Genomic DNA, 17,661 nt, shown 5'->3' on the forward strand with positions numbered 1-17,661 from the left:
CCTCAGGATGACCTATGTCAGCACACACCCCATTGGTGCAACAACAAAAGCTATGGAAAGCCTTTTTTATTTTCCTGATGCCTTTGATTGCCACCAATATTCTGCAAAATCTGTCGGGTACAATTAATACCATCTTTGTCGGACAGATGATGGGTGTGCAGGCGATTGCAGCAGTTGCGGTGTTCTTCCCCATCCTATTTTGCTTAATGGCCTTCGTAATTGGACTATCTGCGGGTTCTACCGTCTTGGTTGGTCAAGCATGGGGCGCACAGAATATTGAAAAAGTCCGTGCGGTGGTCGGCTCCACTATTTTTATGACTCTCATTGGTGGCAGCTTTATTGCATTTTTAGGGGTAGTTTTTGCGCGACCAATTTTATCGGCTTTGGGTATCGATGAAGACGTCATGCATCTCTCGTTACCTTATGTGCAATGGATGTTGGCAGGTAGTCCCCTACTGTTTGTATATATTATTTATACCTCAATTTTACGCGGTGTCGGAGACAGCACGACACCACTGATAGCCTCTGGCATGACCATCTTGATTGGGCTTTGTGTCACGCCAGTTCTGATTGCGGGTTATTTCGGCTTTCCAAAACTGGGGATTGTTGCGCCTGCCATTGCGACCATTTTAGGCTTTGTTTCTGTGCTGACCTTTTTGTATTTCTATTTGAACTATAAACAGCACCCACTCAGGCTTGATGCACAACTGCTACGTCATATTCGCTTTGACCGCCAGCTGAGTAAAATCATTCTCCGCTTAGGAGTTCCAACAGGCATTCAAATGATCACCACCTCCGTCGCAGGCCTTGTGATTGTAGGTCTAGTCAACCGCCATGGGGCCGATGCGACCGCAGCTTATGGCGCGGTCAATCAGGTTCTGAATTATATTCAATTCCCTGCCCTATCTATTGCCATTGCTGCATCGATTTTTGGTGCACAAGCCATTGGCGCTGGAAAGTCTGAGCTGTTAGCCAAAGTCACGCGTACGGCACTCGGCATGAATATCATCATTACAGGCTCCTTGGTGGTCTTGGCTTATCTTTTCTCCAAATACCTCATGGCACTCTTTATCACGGACCATGCGGTGGTCGAGCTGGGGCAACAGCTGTTATTTATTGTGCTGTGGTCCATTTTATTCTTTGGTGCAAGTGCCATTTTTGCCTCTATTATGCGGGCCAGCGGTACGGTCACCATGCCCATGGTGATCAATATCGTTGCGATTATTGCGATTGAAGTGCCCTGTGCCTACTTATTTAGTGAATGGTGGGGACTGCAAGGGATTTGGTATGCTTATGCGCTGGCCTTTGTCAGCTTATGCATCATGCAAGGACTTTATTATCAATTTGTTTGGAAGAAAAAGACCATTGAAACGCTCATTTAAAGCTAAATAGATATTTGATAGAAGACGTTTTTGATCACAACACTTTTTAACATAAGCATAAAAAACCCGCCAATGCGGGTTTTTTTACATCACGACATTAAGACTTTCTTTGGCTTAATTTGGTCGCAAAAGCCGTCACTTTTTGGTAGCCCGTTGGTAAAATACGCTGAATCAAATCTAACGTTTTCGCATCATTGCCAATCAATAAACGACGCTTGTCTTTTTGTACCGCCTCTAAAATTTGACGCGCTGCTTCTTCAGGTGGACAGCGTAATAATTTATTAAAGGTCTGTGCAGATTTCTCAGGGTTCATCCCGATACTACGCAAGCTATCGTTCACTTTGGCTGCATTGGCAATATTGGTTCGAATCCCACCCGGATGCACGCACAATGCGCTCACGCCACAGTTTTCCATATCTAACTCTTGGCGTAATGACTCGGTAAAGCCACGCACCGCAAACTTAGTGGCATTGTAAGCAGACTGAGTCGGTTGAGCGGTCAGACCAAATAAACTGGAAATATTGATGATATGCCCATCGCCTGTTTTCTTAATATAAGGCAAAAACTCTTTAGTGCCATAGACCACACCCCAGAAATTAATCCCCACGATCCATTCCAGCTCTTCATAGGATGCACCTTCTACGGTTGAACCCAAAGCAACGCCGGCATTATTAAAAATCATATTCACAGAACCATGATTTTGTACGGTTTCTTCAGCCCACGCTTGCATCGCTAAACGGTCTGAGACGTCTAATTTTTTCGTGGTGACACGTACATTGGTGCCTTGTAGCAGTTCAACTGTTTTCGCCAACCCTTGTTCATTGACATCACTCAATGATACATGACAGCCCGCCTTGGCCAATAAAAGTGCCAATTGTTGGCCAATACCCGATCCTGCACCTGTAATTGCCGCAACTTTATTTTTAAAATTCTTCATGAGATTGTGGTTGTCCTTTATCTTTGTACATCGACTGTAGATGCTTTTTTTATAATTGACAATATCAATTGTCATAAATTTAATAGCCAAAAGTGTCAAGTCTATGAAAACCAGCTAGAGATTAAAGCCTACGCATAGGTAGAGTCGTGGTTTATTGCTAAACTATGCAAAACCTTGGCTTTCAAATAGGGCAATGAAATCTGATGACGGCATCTGAACCAGTACAACAAAACAGCGATAACAATAAAACCAAAGAAAGACAATTCAAGGGCTTATCGCTTTCTGAACGTAAACAGCTGCGTCGTGAAAAACTCATTGAAGCAGGCATTGAAGCCTACGGCACTCACGGCTTTTTTGCCGTGACGGTGAAAGATATTTGTAATGAAGCCAAACTTACTGAACGTTATTTTTATGAGTCGTTTAAAAAAAGTGAGCAACTGTTTCAAACCATTTTTTTAAAGCTGATCGATGAGTTACAGCACAATGTCATGCAAGCCATCATGCAAGCCTCTTCAGATCCATACAAAATGATTGATGCAGGACTGCGTGCCCTGCTCACTACCTTAAAAGACAATCCCCGCATGGCGCGTATTATTTATATCGATGCGATGTTGGTGCAAGAATTACATAACCAAGCCACCATTCATGAAACCATGACCCGTTTTGACCGAATGATTCAAGCCTTTGTCATGCTAATGATGCCGCAAATTAACCGGTCCGAACGAGAAATTTCGCTGGTCGCCACAGGCCTCAATGGCTATGTTACACAAATTGCGATCCGTTGGGTGGTCAGTGGGTTTAAACAATCCTTTGAAGAAGTTTTAACCTCCAGTCGTATTGTATTTATTTCACTCCTAGAAACCTTTTCAGACCCGAATACACGGGCAAAATTGGATGTCTAAGACTTTTCACTTGGATGAGATCGGCATTTTCGAATGCAATTTAGATTAAACTTCCATTAATTTTGAATCCCAATATGACGATTTTTTGTCACATTTTTTTGCAAATTTCATCAATCGTCTGTTTTTTGCAATGATACTGTCATAATTAATCTTTGTAATAAGCCTGTCATAAAATTAAAACGGCCTGCCGTTACCTACAATAGGATATTGCGTTGTGAAAGATGACTACATTTTAATCGTCGATGATGAACTTCCCATTCGAGAAATGATTCACACCTCGTTGGATATGGCAGGCTTTCAATGCTTACAAGCCGAAGATGCAAAACAAGCCCACCAAATGATTGTGGATCAGCGTCCTGCTTTGATATTGCTCGACTGGATGATGCCTGGTGGCGTCAGTGGTGTAGACTTATGTCGTCGTCTCAAGCGCGATGAAAATCTCTCTGAAATTCCAGTGATTATGCTCACGGCACGTGGTGAAGAAGACCATAAAGTACAAGGTCTGGACGCTGGTGCAGATGACTACATGACTAAACCGTTTTCGACCCGTGAATTGGTTTCACGGATTAAAGCAGTTTTACGCCGCGCTAATGCGCTCAGCGGTGAAAAATCGATTGATGCCAATGGTTTAATCTTAGACCCTGTCAGCCAACGGGTCAGCTTTGGCAACAATTTCCTCGACATGGGGCCAACCGAGTATCGTTTACTGGCCTTCTTCATGACTCATCCTGAACGTGCCTACACCCGTGCACAACTTCTTGACCAAGTCTGGGGCGGAAACGTGTATATTGAAGACCGTACCATCGACGTGCATATTCGCCGCTTACGTAAAGTGCTTGAGCCTTATGCTGCAGATCGTTTTGTGCAAACAGTTCGGGGTACAGGCTATCGATTCTCTACACGTGCGGATATCGCCCTAGGTTAATTTTGTTTTATGTATGAACCCTACCCGGTCCCTGAACTTGCGCGCGAGCATAAAAAAACGCGATACAGCAGTTTATGGGGCTTTGCCAAACAGGACTTACGTCTCCTTGCCTTTTTCTTGCTGATTGCAAGCTTAATTGGCTTTGGCGTCGGTTATTTTTGGACGTGTATCTCCTTTGCTTTTGCCGTTTTTTTTATTCTGCAAATGCGCTCTTTGTATTTAGTCAATGACTGGATTTCCAATCGTCCCTACGAAGTTCCACCCAACCTGGGGGGCATTTGGGGGGCGTTATTGTTCAATGTCTATCGGGCACAGCGCCAAGAACGGATTGTACAAGCGGAAATGGTCGGGTTGATTGATCGGGCACAGTCATCATTGGTCGCTTTGCAAGAAGCCGTGGTGCTGATTGATGACATGCAACAAATTGAATGGTGGAACCCTGCCGCAGAACGGTTATTAGGCATCGAACAAAATGACCGTGGCCGTAATATTTTGACTTTATTACGCCAACCGAGTTTTGTGGATTATTACAATAATATTGATGCGGCACCAGATGGCTTAAAAATGAAGTCATCCAGTTTTGATGAACATTATGTTCAAGTCAAAATGACCCGTTTTGGTGGTGAAAGTCGCTTACTGGTCGCCTATGACGTGACCCGCATGCACAATCTCGAACAAATGCGTAAAGACTTTGTCGATAACATTTCACATGAACTACGCACACCGCTGACGGTACTCAGTGGTTATATTGAGACCTTTACAGACCAAGAAGACCTCAACCCACGTTGGAAGCGGGCCTTTGACCAAATGCAGGCACAGGCCAAACGCATGAATGCCTTGGTGAATGATTTGCTATTACTGTCACGCCTAGAAAATGACAAGCAAATTGCTAAAAATCAAATCATTGATATGCCTAGCTTAATGAACCAACTTTATGACGATGCACATGCCTATAATATTGATTATGGGCATACGCTCAATCTCGATATCGACAGTCATTGCGACTTAATCGGTTCAGATATGGAGTTGGCCAGCGCTTTTAGTAATCTGATTACCAATGCCATCAAATACACACCGAAAGGCGGAACGGTGACCATGGGTTGGCATGACAATGGTGAGCAAGCTTATTTTACCGTGGAAGATACTGGCATAGGCATTGATCCTAAGCACCTGCCCCGTTTAACCGAACGCTTCTACCGTGTTGACAGCGCGCGCAGTCGACAAACGGGTGGCACAGGCTTAGGACTAGCCATTGTGAAACACGTGTTAATGCAACACCAAGCACATTTAGAAATTGAATCTAAAGAAAATCAAGGCTCAATTTTTAAAGTGATTTTCCCCAAAGAACGCACCTATAATCCTGAATAAGCCTTTCTTCAAAAGCATGAAAAAAGCACCGATATCGGTGCTTTTTTGTCTCTCACCTTCCCTTTAACAAGGATGGAGATCGAGAGCTGAAATGATTAAACTGTATGTCCCATCGCTTCACCCATCACCACAGTCGAGTTGGCTTTAAAGGCAGTATCCCACGTCATTTTGTCTTTTTCAAACAGTACCACAGCGGTTGAGCCTAGGTAGAAACGACCGAGTTCAGCACCTTTGTCCAAGAACAAGTCATGCTGATTTAGCTCTAAACGGCCGGTAGGCTTCACTTTTCCTGTCGCAACAGTTTCAATCCCCGCCACAATCATGGCGCCAACGAGGACCACGGCCATACGGCCGATTTCCGTATCAAATAAACAAACCATACGTTCATTGCGGGCAAACAAGCCTGGAATATTTTCAGCAGTGGTTTGATTGACCGAGAACAATTCACCCGGCACATATAAGGTTTCCGTCAATGTGCCTGCAAATGGCATATGCACACGGTGATAATCTTTAGGCGATAAATACACTGTTGCAAACTGACCATTTTTAAACGGTTCAGCCAACTGCGGATCTGCAATTAAATTATCAACGGTGAATTTTTGTCCTTTGGCTTGGAAAATATCACCTTCCACAATGGGACCCAACTGTGAAATCGCACCATCCGCAGGCGATACAATACTGGTCGCATCGATATCAATATCACGCACACCATCTTTTAATGCACGGGTAAAGAATTCATTAAAGGACTTAAACTTCAGTGCATTGCTCTGCTCAGCAATCGACATATCAATGCCATACTGCGCTTTAAACGCAGTGATGACCGCATTTTTCACAATTGGATTTTCGCTCGCTGCGACTCTGCCCACGACACGTGATAACTGATGTTGGGGTACAACACGTTGAGCTTGAATGAAAATTTGTTTTTTTAAGCGTGATGTGAGGCTCAAGACGGCATCTCTCCGGTAATGATAGGACTGTCGAGGCGGTTGCCCCATTCACTCCACGCACCGTCATACGCCTGAATATTCCAACCCAATAAACGACCTAAAATATAAGCCAGTCCTGAGCGGTGATGTGACTGACAGTACACCACCACAGGTTCATTTAAGTTAAAACCCAATTGTTCTAAGCGTTGCTGCGTGCGTTCTAAAGGGTGCAATCTTAAATGATTTTCACGGTTAAGGGCAGTACTCCATTCAAAATGTAGTGCATTTGGAATGTGACCGCCGCGTCGCGCTGCAAGACGCAGGCCGGTATATTCGTCTTCTGTGCGGCAGTCCCAGAGTTGGACTTGGCTACTTTGAACTTTCTCTAATAACTCAGCATATTCAATTCGATACTGCTGTATTTTGGCTTGATCGACCTGTACTAAAGCACTGACAGGTTCAAACTGTTCCACTTCAGAAGTGGTTGGAAGTCCTGCTGCAAGCCATGCATGAATTCCACCATTCAGCAGACTGGTATTTTCAAAACCTAAGCAGTGTAAATTCCAAATCAAACGCCCCGCCCAAGCGCCACCTTCATCATCGTAAACCACCACATGATGCTCGGGTGAAATATTCAAATAACGAATCAGTTCCTGTAAACCGTCTACATCGGGAAGTAATCCCGTGGCTTGTTCGTCTTGGCGCACCAAAAATTTCGGCTTTAAATGCAAAGCATGTGGAATATGCAATTGGTCATAGACTGAAGCACGGCTTAAATCGACGATGCGTAATTTGTCATTCCCTAAATGCGGAACCAATTGCTCTGCGTCTATCAACAAGCCAAAATCAAAGGCAGAATGTGTCATATTAATTCGTATGTTTTCAGATCATGCTTTGATCTTAGCACAACTCATTTTTACAATTATTCTGATTTTTTGCATTCTTTTAGCAGAATTATAGATATCACTATTCGCCAGTTTTTTAATACAACCATGCCAGAACGGATTCTGGCATGGTATATATTCTGGATTAATTGACTTCTGCTTCAGCAATCTCAAAAACCTGACGTAAATACGCCAAAAAGGTATCGTTATCGGTCATGGTTTTACCTGGACTGTCTGAGATTTTCGCAACCGACTGGCCATTACACTCGACCAATTTAAGCACAATATTTAATGGCGTTTGTCCCATATCATTGGTCAAATTGGTGCCAATCCCGAAGCTGACTTGGAAACGGTCTTTGAAATAATTGTGCAGATCCCATGCTTTCTCTAAATTCAGTCCATCACTAAAGGTCAGCATTTTGGTTTTACTGTCAATTTTCAGCTTTTTATAGTGAGCATAGGCTTTATCGCCCCACTCATACGGGTCGCCACTGTCATGACGCAAACCATCGAATAGCTTGGCAAAATACAAATCAAAATCTCGCAGGAATGCGTCCATCCCCACCACATCCGTTAAAGCAATACCTAAATCACCACGGTACTCTTGTACCCACGTTTCCAGTGCTGATTTTTGGAAATTACGTAAACGTACATCCAGCGCTTGGAATGCTTGTAGGAATTCATGCGCCATGGTCCCAATCGGGGTTAGGCCCAATTGCTTCGCAATTAAGACATTACTGGTACCACGGAAAATATGCGGTGCAGCTTGATTAAACACTTCAATCACATGTTTTTGCCAAGCCAAACTATAGCGGCGCCGCGTGCCAAAATCAGAGACTAAAAATGGGGGATCATTTGGCGTTTGCGATGTTTCATAGTGTTTTAATAAGGCCACTTTGGCCTGTAAGCGACGTTTGCCCTCAGCCATCACCTCTTCGTTTCGAATACGACGGAAATACAACTCATTGACGATGGCAAGCACAAAGATTTCAAACATCATGGCTTGAACCATCGGCCCTTCAATTCGAATGTCTAAACGGCCTTGGTGATCGATACTGGCCACAATAAAACGGCGTTTGAGCTGAAATAACTCTAAATAATCGACAAAATCACTTTTGATAAAGCGCAAACCACGCAGGTATTGCAGCTCATCGTCTTGAAAACGTAATTGGCAGAGCAAATCTAGTTGGTGGTTTAAATCATCAAGAATGTCGACCAAAGGATAGACCGTGTCATCCAAATTGCGACAACGGAACTGGTACACACTATGCGCTTGGGGAAACTTATGCAGGACCACCTGTAGCATCGTAAATTTGTACAGATCAGTATCTAATAAGGATTGGATGATGGCAGACATATCATTTTCGGTTTTTAGCAACTTATTGCATTAAAGCACATTTTTTTAAGCTGCATAGCCATGTTTTGGTAATTCGGTCTTGCTATTCGACCAATTACTCGGGACATTTCTTATTTCTCTTGATTCAGAATACAAATGTTGATGTCTTTACTGACATCGTGCTTGGCCTATGCTCTTTTCCTGAAACATTGCTATGGATATAAACTCAACGGCCTTGTTTTTTTCAATCGATATCTCTCCTGTTCTGCACTAGCTTTGCTACAATTTCAATCTGCACAATCAAATAGTAGATAGAATCAGTTATGCGGGCCTTATTACAACGCGTTCTCGAAGCCAAAGTGGTGGTCGATGGTGAAACCACTGGTGAAATTCAACACGGTATCTTGGTTTTCTTAGGCCTTGGGAAAGAAGACACTTTAGACAAAGGCAAAAAACTGATCGATAAAATTTTAAAGTATCGTTTTTTTGACGATGAACAAGGCAAAATGGGCTGGAATGTCAGCCAAGCCGGTGGTGGGATTCTTCTAGTTTCTCAATTTACTTTGATGGCGCAAACCCAAAAAGGTTTACGTCCTGACTTTGGACCAGCCATGCCACCAAATGATGCTGAGGCCTTATACGAACAACTGGTTGAATATACCAAGACCCAGTTTGAGCATGTGCAAACTGGTATTTTTGCTGCCGACATGAAAGTACATTTGGTCAATGATGGACCCGTGACTTTCAATTTAGAAGTCGAATAAAAACACCATGCATAAAAAAGCCCTCGATAGAGGGCTTTTTCGATTTCATCGCCCTCAATCTCCCTTTTATAAAGGAGGAGAAATCAAGACGTTTAAAAAATCTTTTTACTTACCCGTTTTTTCTTTCAAAAACGCGCGAGCGGCTTTAATTTTTGCTTTCACAGGCTTAGGTAGCTTTGGTGGAACCAATTTTGCAACTTGGTTGAACCAAACCAATAGACCAAAATCACCTTCCATTTTAATGCTGCCGTTTTGCATGCCCGTCATAAATGCGGTTGGGTCACCTTTGATTAAAGTTTTCACACCCTGCTCACTGTCCGCAAACTGTAAAATAAAATCGGCTTTTTCGGCATCACCTGAAACGGTATCAATCTGACCATTATTCACAATAATTTGGCGTGCCATACCCAGATCCGTACCAATTTGAATACGGAACTGACGTTCATGAACTAATTCAATAAATTTTGGACTGGTACGCGCCAGCTGTTTCATACGAAGTGCCAAACCAGTAACCATTAAATCCAGCGGATCCGTGCTGACATCAACCAATGGAAGTTTAACCACAGGAATTGAAGATAGTTTCATGACATGAAAGCCTATTGTAATTGTTGATAAATTGACTGTTTTCAATGCTACCACAAGTTGCCATTTTTACCGCTAGGCTTTGTATAACAATCATGTAAGAACGTAAAAAAGATGCACAGGGCATCTTCTTTTACGGTATGAGGTTATGACTTAGCGGCTAGAACACTGCTGTTGGTCATCTTCATATACAGGTGTATGTTCAATACAACGGCGCTGCGCCAGTGCACGTTCTGCGCGACGGTCTTCACGTAGAAGCAACATCGTCACAATAAGCATCGCTGAAGTTAAAGCAGTTAAGTAGCTATAAGTGATCGGCATTTCAAACACTGCTTGCACACCTAGGCGAATGACTTCCAAGATTCCCCAAAACACCATACCCGCCACCATAAAACTCAACCAGCGACGATAAGGCGAAAAGAAAACAGCAATTAACGCAGCGGCGACTAAACTTAAGCCAACGATGGTTGCTAAATTCGCTGTTACCATAAAAACCTCCGTCTAAGATAAATTCAGGCGACTGATACACTGTGCTGAACTCATCCCCGATACCGTTTAAAATTAATGGATTGTGTAGCTTTCAAACTCTATGCATGCATTATGAGCAGTTTTGAAAAGAAAAAAAGGCTTGTATTTTTAGAATGCGACATACCTTGTCGCCATATTATATTGTCATTACATTTTTTTAGATTTGAACTTTTCCAAAACAAAGACGCGCTGAGTCTTGGCGTGTCATTACAAAATAAAACCCGTATTTTCAGCGCTTAAAAATATTTTTTCCAATTCTGTTGATCGTTGTTTTTATCGACATTTTTCACTGACCGCTCATCGTTTTTCGCTTAAATTTGCAACAAAAAAACGCAGCTCAAAGGCTGCGTTTTTGATAACACCGAGATGCTTTAAGCACGATTTAAATCTTTATCGTGCACACCCAATAAATACAACACCCCATCTAAGCCGACACTTGAAATGGCTTGATTGGCGTTTTGTCTCACCAGCGGTTTCGCATGGAAAGCTACACCTAAGCCAGCAATCGACAGCATCGGTAAATCGTTCGCACCATCTCCTACTGCAATCGCCTGCTCAAGAGAAATGCCCATCTTATCGGCTAACTCACGTAATAATAATGCCTTACGTGCACCATCCACGATGTGCCCTTTAACTTCACCTGTCACCAACCCATTTTCAACGTCTAAGACATTGGCATGGACTTCATCAATACCAAGTTTGGCTTGTAGATACTCTGCAAAGTACTGAAAACCACCCGACAAGATAGCCGTGCGGTAGCCTAATGCTTTTAAAGTTGAAATTAAACGTTCAGCACCTTCTGTAACGGTCAGACGTTCTGCAATTTTAGGTAGGACAGAGGCATCCATCCCTTTGAGCAGTGCGACACGTGCGCGAAAGCTTTGTTGGAAATCTAGCTCACCCTGCATTGCACGCTCTGTGATTTCAGCGACTTGTGCGCCGACACCCGCTTCAATCGCCAGTTCATCAATCACTTCTTGCTCAATTAAGGTCGAGTCCATGTCAAAACACACCAACCGGCGGTTACGACGGTAGGCATTGTCTTCTTGTACCGCCACATCGACATTCAGTTCATGTGACAAACGTAAACAGGCTGCACGCATAGCTGCAGCATCCAGCATTTGACCACTTAAACCGAATTGAACACAGGCGCGTTTCGGCCCATCGACTTCGCCATTTAAGACTGGACGACCTGACAGACGGGTCACGGTTTCGATGTTGAAACCTTGGTTAGACACAATATTTGTAACTGCTTGTAAGTGAGACGCCTCAAGCTCTGGCGCCAAAGCCGTGACGATATAACGCGTCCGCCCACCTTCACTCACCCACTGGTCATATTCAGTTGTAGTGATTGGTTTAAAACGTACAGTTAAACCAATATCATGTGCTAAAATTAGAATTTCCTTCATCGCCAAAGCTGTTGCGGTTTGGTCATCTGAAGAAATAACAATACCTAAGGTCAATTGGTTATGAATAACTGCTTGTCCGACATCTAAAATTTGTAGTGAATGAGTGGACAATACCTGCATTAATCGAGTGAACTGATTAGGTTGGTCTGGTCCTAAAAATGAAATAAGAATGATTTCTCGCATGAATTGACTCGGGTCTGAGCTACGACTATTGTTAGAATCATAATCGAAATTGAATATATTTTCTTTGGAAGTTTACGTTGAATGCGCCTAGACAAGGGCTATTTGCTAGCCTATTAATTGTAAGTTTTGCTTTACATACCTTTTTATTGGTATTGGCAACGACTCATCAACTGAATGAAAACCGTGCCAACCAAGGCCAACTGATGACCTCTCAATTGGTCACAGACAGTCTTGCAGAGCTGGAGCCTGCCAACACGGTTTCTCTTGCGCTTTTGGTGGATCGCTATGCGACCAACCCAAGCGTAGCTTCCATTCGCATTTTGGATGCCAACAATCAAGTCTTGGCGACAGGTGGCCAAGTTCGAACTCGTGATGGTGAAGTATTTGTCCGTGATGCGCTGCAAAACGAAAAGAAAGTGGGTAGCATTGAAATCACGCTCATTAAACCAAGTATGGGTGAGATTTTACGGACTCAGTGGTTAGCAATTTTATTGTCCTTAACGATTCATGGTTTATTGTGGCTGGCTTATCGCGCCATTGCGCGCCCAAGTCGTACCGAATATTTGGCACGGATCAATAATGAATCCCGCTTAAAACATGAAATTCAAGTTTTAACGCAAACACTTGAACAAGAAAAACACCATACGGCAGTCGCGATTGCCCAAGCACAACAACAGATCAAAACCAGTGCGAAGCCTAAAGAACAGAAACCAGTGATCGTGGATAATCATTCGGTTGCGCTCAATATTCAATTTTATGACCCGAAACAGTTGATGGACTCAGTGAATAAAACCGTGTCGATTCCATACTTTAATTTGTGTCAAATTTTCCTCAATAAAAGCACAGAACTTTGTTTAAAACACTACAAACTCAACAGCACGGACATCACTACAGTTCAATCTTTTAATGAGCATGGTGCCACCCTCAGCATGTCGACAGACACACCCAATGCAGTGCCGTGTTTAATGATGATCAGCAGTGTGTTCCAACTGCTATCTGAGGTTTTGTATAAACGCTATCGCGAAGAAAAGCGCTTTGTTTTACAAACGCGTTGTGGCATTTCAACCGCAGTCGATGCGATGCAGCTGTCTGCGAATCAAGCTGCTGAGCGTTTGGTCCAACAGTTGTCTGCCAAAGAAAGTGCGGTGCATTTAAGCAACGAATTATTGAAAGACATTTCTGAAAGTTACCAACTGGTGAATTTACCTAATCCAACCAATGTCTTGACCCGCCATGCCTTTATGGTCAATGGCATGGGTGCGGAGTCTGCAGAGTTGGCGCAAAGCTTAAGAACGGAAATTTTAAAAGCAAAACAATCTAAAGCCTCTTAATTAGGTCTAACCATAAAAAAGCCTGACGCATGTCAGGCTTTTTTATGGTAACTGTTAAATTTTAAGTTGTTTCTGCGCAATCAAATGTTGCTGCGCACTATACCTTTGCTCTGGATCGGTACAAGCTACTTTAAGCCAATGACCATCGGCTTGTAGCTCCCAAGCATTCAAACAATCATTTAAGTAACTGATTAATCCGTCTTTATAAATCTGCTTTTTCAAAACGCGATCTAATATTGGAAAGCAAGTTTCCACCCGCGAAAATAAATTACGCCCCATCCAATCTGCGCTGGCACAGTACAGCTTTTTCTCACCGCCATGCTCAAAACAATACACGCGGGTATGTTCCAGAAAACGGCCCACAATCGAACGCACACGAATATTCTCAGACATGCCTTGGACCTGTGGAATTAAACAGCAGATCGAACGGATAATAAGATCGACCTGTACCCCCGCTTGTGACGCACGATACAGTGCGGCAATTAACTGAGGTTCCGTTAAAGCATTGACTTTAATGATGATACGCGCCTTTTGACCGGCTTGTGCAAACTGAATTTCTTGCTCAATCAGTTTTAACAGTTCACTGTGTAACGTAAAAGGCGCATGTAACAACGCCTTCAATTTGGCCATTTTGCCCATCCCCGTCAGTTCTTGGAACATACGGTGTACATCTTCACAAATATCAGGCTGTGTGGTCATCAACCCATAGTCGGTATACATACGCGCATTGCCCGCATGATAATTGCCTGTGCCCAGATGGGCATAACGGATCAACTGAGCATTTTCACGGCGTACAATCAGAATCATTTTGGCATGGGTTTTATAACCGACAATGCCATACACCACCACCGCACCCGCTTCTTGCAAAATATTGGCCACGGTAATGTTCGACTCTTCATCAAAACGCGCACGCAACTCAATCACGGCTGTGACTTCCTTGCCATTTCGTGCTGCTTCTGCTAAGACCTGAACAATTTCCGAGTCAGGCCCACTGCGGTAGAGCGTTTGTTTAATCGCCAGCACATTCGGGTCTTTCGCTGCTTCTTTTAATAAACCAATCACAGGCTGAAAAGAATCAAAAGGATGATGCAGCAACACATCCTGTGCTTTTAAGGTATCAAAGGTACTTTTTTGTTTACGCAAAATTTTGGGAATGACTGGAATAAAAACTGGATGCTTTAATTCAGGTCGGTCACAACTGGTACTGAGGCGTGAAAGATTGATGGGCCCATCAATGCGATAAAGCTCCTGCTCAGTTAAATCAAATTCTTTGAGCAAATAATCAATCACCGCTTCGGGACAGTCATCTTCGATTTCTAAACGCACCGCACGACCAAAACGGCGTGAAGACAGCTCATCTTTTAGTGCTACCGCCAAATCATCAACATCTTCCGACAAAATCAGATCGGCATTACGCGTCACACGAAAAGCATAACAGCCCGTGGCTTTCATCCCCGGAAACAAATCGCTGATGTGCTGCTGAATCATTGCGGTTAAAAAAATCTGCGTGTCGATATTGCCTGCCACGTTTTTCGGCATATGAATTAAACGCGGTAATGAGCGCGGTGCTGGGACTATCGCCATCTCAATGCTCCGTCCAAAAGCATCTTTACCTTGTAAACTCACAATGAAATTCAGACTTTTATTCACGAGACGAGGAAAAGGGTGTGACGGATCTAAGCTGATTGGGGTCAAAACGGGTTGGATTTCTTTAGCGAAATATTCTGCAATCCACGCTTTATGTTTTTCTAAAATATCTTGGAACTGGATGAACTGAATGCCTTGTGCTTGTAACTCAGGCAAAATCGAATGATTTAAAATTTCAAATTGTTTTTTGACGGCACGATGAATGGATTCGGACAGGCCTTCTAATATCACTTCAGTGGGAACAGCATCAGGGGTTCGTGCTATCACATTCATATCGCGTTGTTTCATCAAGCCTGCAATACGAATTTCAAAAAACTCATCTAAATTACGTGAAAAAATAATTAAAAAAGTTAAGCGCTCCAGCACAGGCAAACTCGGGTCTAATGCTTGTGCTAAAACCCGCTGATGAAACTCAAATAACGATAGCTCTCGGTTAAAATACGTCGCCGATGAATGCTGAAAATTATCCATACCCTCTCAATGCTGTTTGCAACAGTCTGTTATGAAGTGTTTGGCAGGGATGTTAGGTAGTCTTTATGACAGTTTAGTTACAACCTCATGCCAAATAGAAAATTCATCCTGACTTTATGCTTAAAGCTGCAACAGCGTACAGTATTCAAACCGATATATGTTCCTTTTCACTTTTTTCCTTGGCAGTGGCCTCTGCTTTCGCGGCCCAATAGCTGGCTAAAATTGGCCCTGAAATGTTATGCCACAAACTAAAGATTGCGCTGGGTACAGCCGTAATTGGCGAAGCGGCAAAATGCACAGCAGCCAAAGCCACGCCTAGTCCTGAGTTTTGCATACCGACCTCAATAGAGACCGCTTTACAGTCAGCATGTGGCAAGTGAAACATCCGTGCTGCTCCAAAGCCAAGTAAATAACCAATCGCGTTATGTAATGCCACCACAGCTAAAATCAATAAGCCTGATTCTAAAATTTGTGCTTTTGAGCCGCCAATAATCGCCGCCACAATCAGCACAATCGCCACTACAGAAATTAAGGGCATCACCGAAATATAGCTTTCGACTTTATGTTTTAGCACGGCGCGTACCACCAGCCCTAAAATAATCGGGAACAGGACCACTTGCAAAATTGAACTCAGCATCGACCATGCATTAATTTCAATCCATTGGCTGGCCAAAAAATAGAAAATCGCGGGAGTCAGAACAGGTGCCAATAAGGTCGATACCGTAGTACATGCAACAGACAAGGCCGTATTGCCTTTCGCCATGTAAGTAATCACATTGGATGCGGTACCGCCCGGACAGCAACCTACCAAAATCACCCCGATCGCAATTTCAGTCGGCAAGCTAAACAATAAACACAGCAGATAAGCCACGCTTGGCATCACCACAAACTGAGCTGCCACCCCAATTGCAACCGCTTTTGGACTTTGCATCACACCTTTAAAATCATCTACTGTCATAGTCATGCCCATACCAAACATGATCAGGCCCAACATCCACGTGATATAAGCTTTCATCCAAACAAAAGTTTCAGGGCTCAGGAGCGCAATGCCTGCAAATAACACCACCCATAGAGCAAAGGTTTTTTGAATCCAAGCGGTAAATTTTAAAAAAGTGCCCATGACCTTTCCCTATTGCATGTTTTTATAATGTCGATATTGGTGATTGAGGTGAGCCGATTGGTTCAGCTCATCAGTTCACAGCATATTGTTGCACAATATCTTTGCAATACAGACGTTTCACACCATGGGCCAGCATCTCTTGCCATGCATGTTGTAAAGAACCGTGTAAATCAATGCCTTTGGTGGCATCGGCAATCACATAGGTTTGAAAACCGAGTTTACAGGCATCTATTGCCGTCCATGCCACACAAAAGTCAGTTGCAATCCCAACAATAAACACGGTATCAATCCCACGCTCTCTTAAATAGCCTGCGAGTCCCGTTTGGGTTTTGTGATCCGCTTCTAAAAAAGCAGAATAACTATCAATGTGCGCATGACATCCTTTGCGAATGATCAACTGCGCTTTGGCAAGGTCGAGATCAGGATGCAATTCCGCATCCTGTGTGCCTTGTACACAGTGACGTGGCCAGAGTACTTGTGTGCCATAGTCCAATTCAATGGTTTGAAAGGCTTGTTGATCGGGGTGATTGTCTGCAAAAGAAATATGATTTTCAGGATGCCAATCTTGGGTGAGTATAATAGTGTCAAAATAATCGCCAAGCTGATTAATTTTAGGAATAATTTGATCTGATCCTGCTACCGCTAAATTTCCACCAGGCGTAAAACCATTTTGTACATCCACCACAATCAATGCCATATTCTTCTGCATTCTTCTCTGTCCTTTTAGTTCTGCGCTCGAAGGCCAAGCTTAGCTTAATTTATAAAACAGTATTCATCCTCGCGGGTCAAAATTAAATGACCGCAGCCTTGAGTGCAATGGGTATTGTGGCAAATTGAAGCGAAGATAGAATATAGAACAAAATACTGGACATTGATCTATAACGTTAAAAGGACGATGCCACACATACTTAGAGAACTCGCATAATCATGCAAAATCCTGACGTTTATAAAAGTTTATAACCCAAT

The 17,661-nt window shown here is 43.2% G+C and carries 16 protein-coding genes; 6 read left to right on the forward strand and 10 right to left on the reverse strand.

Annotated elements, in window-relative coordinates; all coding sequences use genetic code 11:
* The first annotated feature begins 14 nt into the window (after positions 1-14).
* Positions 15-1,382, forward strand: a complete 1,368-nt coding sequence (locus tag F946_RS01895) for an MATE family efflux transporter (RefSeq protein WP_004978360.1) — start codon at positions 15-17, stop codon at positions 1,380-1,382.
* A gap of 97 nt (positions 1,383-1,479) precedes the next feature.
* Here F946_RS01895 and F946_RS01900 read toward each other — a convergent pair whose 3' ends face one another.
* On the reverse strand, positions 1,480-2,319 hold the full coding sequence (locus F946_RS01900) for an SDR family NAD(P)-dependent oxidoreductase (protein ID WP_004978362.1): 840 nt from the start codon (positions 2,317-2,319) through the stop codon (positions 1,480-1,482).
* 203 nt (positions 2,320-2,522) lie between these two features.
* Here F946_RS01900 and F946_RS01905 point away from each other — a divergent pair, with 203 nt between their 5' ends.
* From F946_RS01905 to phoR, 3 genes are all read left to right on the forward strand, one after another.
* The gene (locus F946_RS01905; protein WP_004978364.1) at positions 2,523-3,221 is read left to right on the forward strand and encodes a TetR/AcrR family transcriptional regulator; all 699 of its coding nucleotides are present in this window, start codon (positions 2,523-2,525) and stop codon (positions 3,219-3,221) included.
* A 214-nt stretch (positions 3,222-3,435) separates the two neighbouring features.
* A complete protein-coding gene (gene phoB / locus F946_RS01910; RefSeq protein WP_004691794.1) occupies positions 3,436-4,146 on the forward strand; it encodes a phosphate regulon transcriptional regulator PhoB in 711 nt (236 codons plus the stop codon).
* 9 nt (positions 4,147-4,155) lie between these two features.
* A complete protein-coding gene (gene phoR, locus F946_RS01915) occupies positions 4,156-5,514 on the forward strand; it encodes a phosphate regulon sensor histidine kinase PhoR (protein WP_004691795.1) in 1,359 nt (452 codons plus the stop codon).
* A 95-nt stretch (positions 5,515-5,609) separates the two neighbouring features.
* On the opposite strand, the gene asd is transcribed toward phoR, so the two are convergent.
* The 3 genes from asd to pncB all read right to left on the reverse strand — a co-directional run bounded on the left by asd (position 5,610) and on the right by pncB (position 8,681).
* Complete coding sequence (asd, locus tag F946_RS01920; protein WP_004978367.1) at positions 5,610-6,461, reverse strand: archaetidylserine decarboxylase; 852 nt, start codon at positions 6,459-6,461, stop codon at positions 5,610-5,612.
* On the reverse strand, positions 6,458-7,306 hold the full coding sequence (locus F946_RS01925) for a sulfurtransferase (RefSeq protein WP_004978369.1): 849 nt from the start codon (positions 7,304-7,306) through the stop codon (positions 6,458-6,460). The genes asd and F946_RS01925 overlap by 4 nt, the downstream gene beginning before the upstream one ends.
* 163 nt (positions 7,307-7,469) lie before the next feature.
* Positions 7,470-8,681, reverse strand: a complete 1,212-nt coding sequence (gene pncB / locus F946_RS01930) for a nicotinate phosphoribosyltransferase (RefSeq protein WP_004978371.1) — start codon at positions 8,679-8,681, stop codon at positions 7,470-7,472.
* Positions 8,682-8,983: 302 nt separating this feature from the next.
* On the opposite strand from pncB, the gene dtd reads away from it, so the two are divergent.
* Positions 8,984-9,424: a D-aminoacyl-tRNA deacylase gene (gene dtd, locus F946_RS01935; RefSeq protein ID WP_004978373.1), complete on the forward strand. Its 441-nt coding sequence runs from the start codon at positions 8,984-8,986 to the stop codon at positions 9,422-9,424.
* A 105-nt stretch (positions 9,425-9,529) separates the two neighbouring features.
* Here the strand turns inward: dtd and F946_RS01940 are convergent, their stop codons facing one another.
* The 3 genes from F946_RS01940 to serB form a co-directional block, all read right to left on the reverse strand.
* The gene (locus tag F946_RS01940) at positions 9,530-10,009 is read right to left on the reverse strand and encodes an SCP2 sterol-binding domain-containing protein (RefSeq protein WP_004691804.1); all 480 of its coding nucleotides are present in this window, start codon (positions 10,007-10,009) and stop codon (positions 9,530-9,532) included.
* 150 nt (positions 10,010-10,159) lie between these two features.
* Entirely contained in the window at positions 10,160-10,495 is a 336-nt protein-coding gene (aciT, locus tag F946_RS01945; protein WP_004691806.1) for a ciprofloxacin tolerance protein AciT, read from the reverse strand.
* A gap of 410 nt (positions 10,496-10,905) precedes the next feature.
* A complete protein-coding gene (gene serB, locus F946_RS01950; RefSeq protein ID WP_004978375.1) occupies positions 10,906-12,126 on the reverse strand; it encodes a phosphoserine phosphatase SerB in 1,221 nt (406 codons plus the stop codon).
* 77 nt (positions 12,127-12,203) lie between these two features.
* On the opposite strand from serB, the gene F946_RS01955 reads away from it, so the two are divergent.
* Positions 12,204-13,457: a hypothetical protein gene (locus tag F946_RS01955; RefSeq protein ID WP_004978377.1), complete on the forward strand. Its 1,254-nt coding sequence runs from the start codon at positions 12,204-12,206 to the stop codon at positions 13,455-13,457.
* 54 nt (positions 13,458-13,511) lie between these two features.
* Here the strand turns inward: F946_RS01955 and ppk1 are convergent, their stop codons facing one another.
* The 3 genes from ppk1 to pncA all read right to left on the reverse strand — a co-directional run bounded on the left by ppk1 (position 13,512) and on the right by pncA (position 17,404).
* Complete coding sequence (gene ppk1 / locus F946_RS01960; RefSeq protein WP_004978379.1) at positions 13,512-15,575, reverse strand: polyphosphate kinase 1; 2,064 nt, start codon at positions 15,573-15,575, stop codon at positions 13,512-13,514.
* Between the two features lie 145 nt (positions 15,576-15,720).
* The gene (locus F946_RS01965) at positions 15,721-16,695 is read right to left on the reverse strand and encodes a bile acid:sodium symporter family protein (RefSeq protein WP_004978384.1); all 975 of its coding nucleotides are present in this window, start codon (positions 16,693-16,695) and stop codon (positions 15,721-15,723) included.
* A gap of 70 nt (positions 16,696-16,765) precedes the next feature.
* Entirely contained in the window at positions 16,766-17,404 is a 639-nt protein-coding gene (pncA, locus tag F946_RS01970; RefSeq protein WP_004978386.1) for a bifunctional nicotinamidase/pyrazinamidase, read from the reverse strand.
* Positions 17,405-17,661: the final 257 nt, after the last annotated feature.

Origin of the sequence: Acinetobacter johnsonii ANC 3681, assembly GCF_000368805.1 — a bacterium.
Lineage (GTDB): Bacteria > Pseudomonadota > Gammaproteobacteria > Pseudomonadales > Moraxellaceae > Acinetobacter > Acinetobacter johnsonii.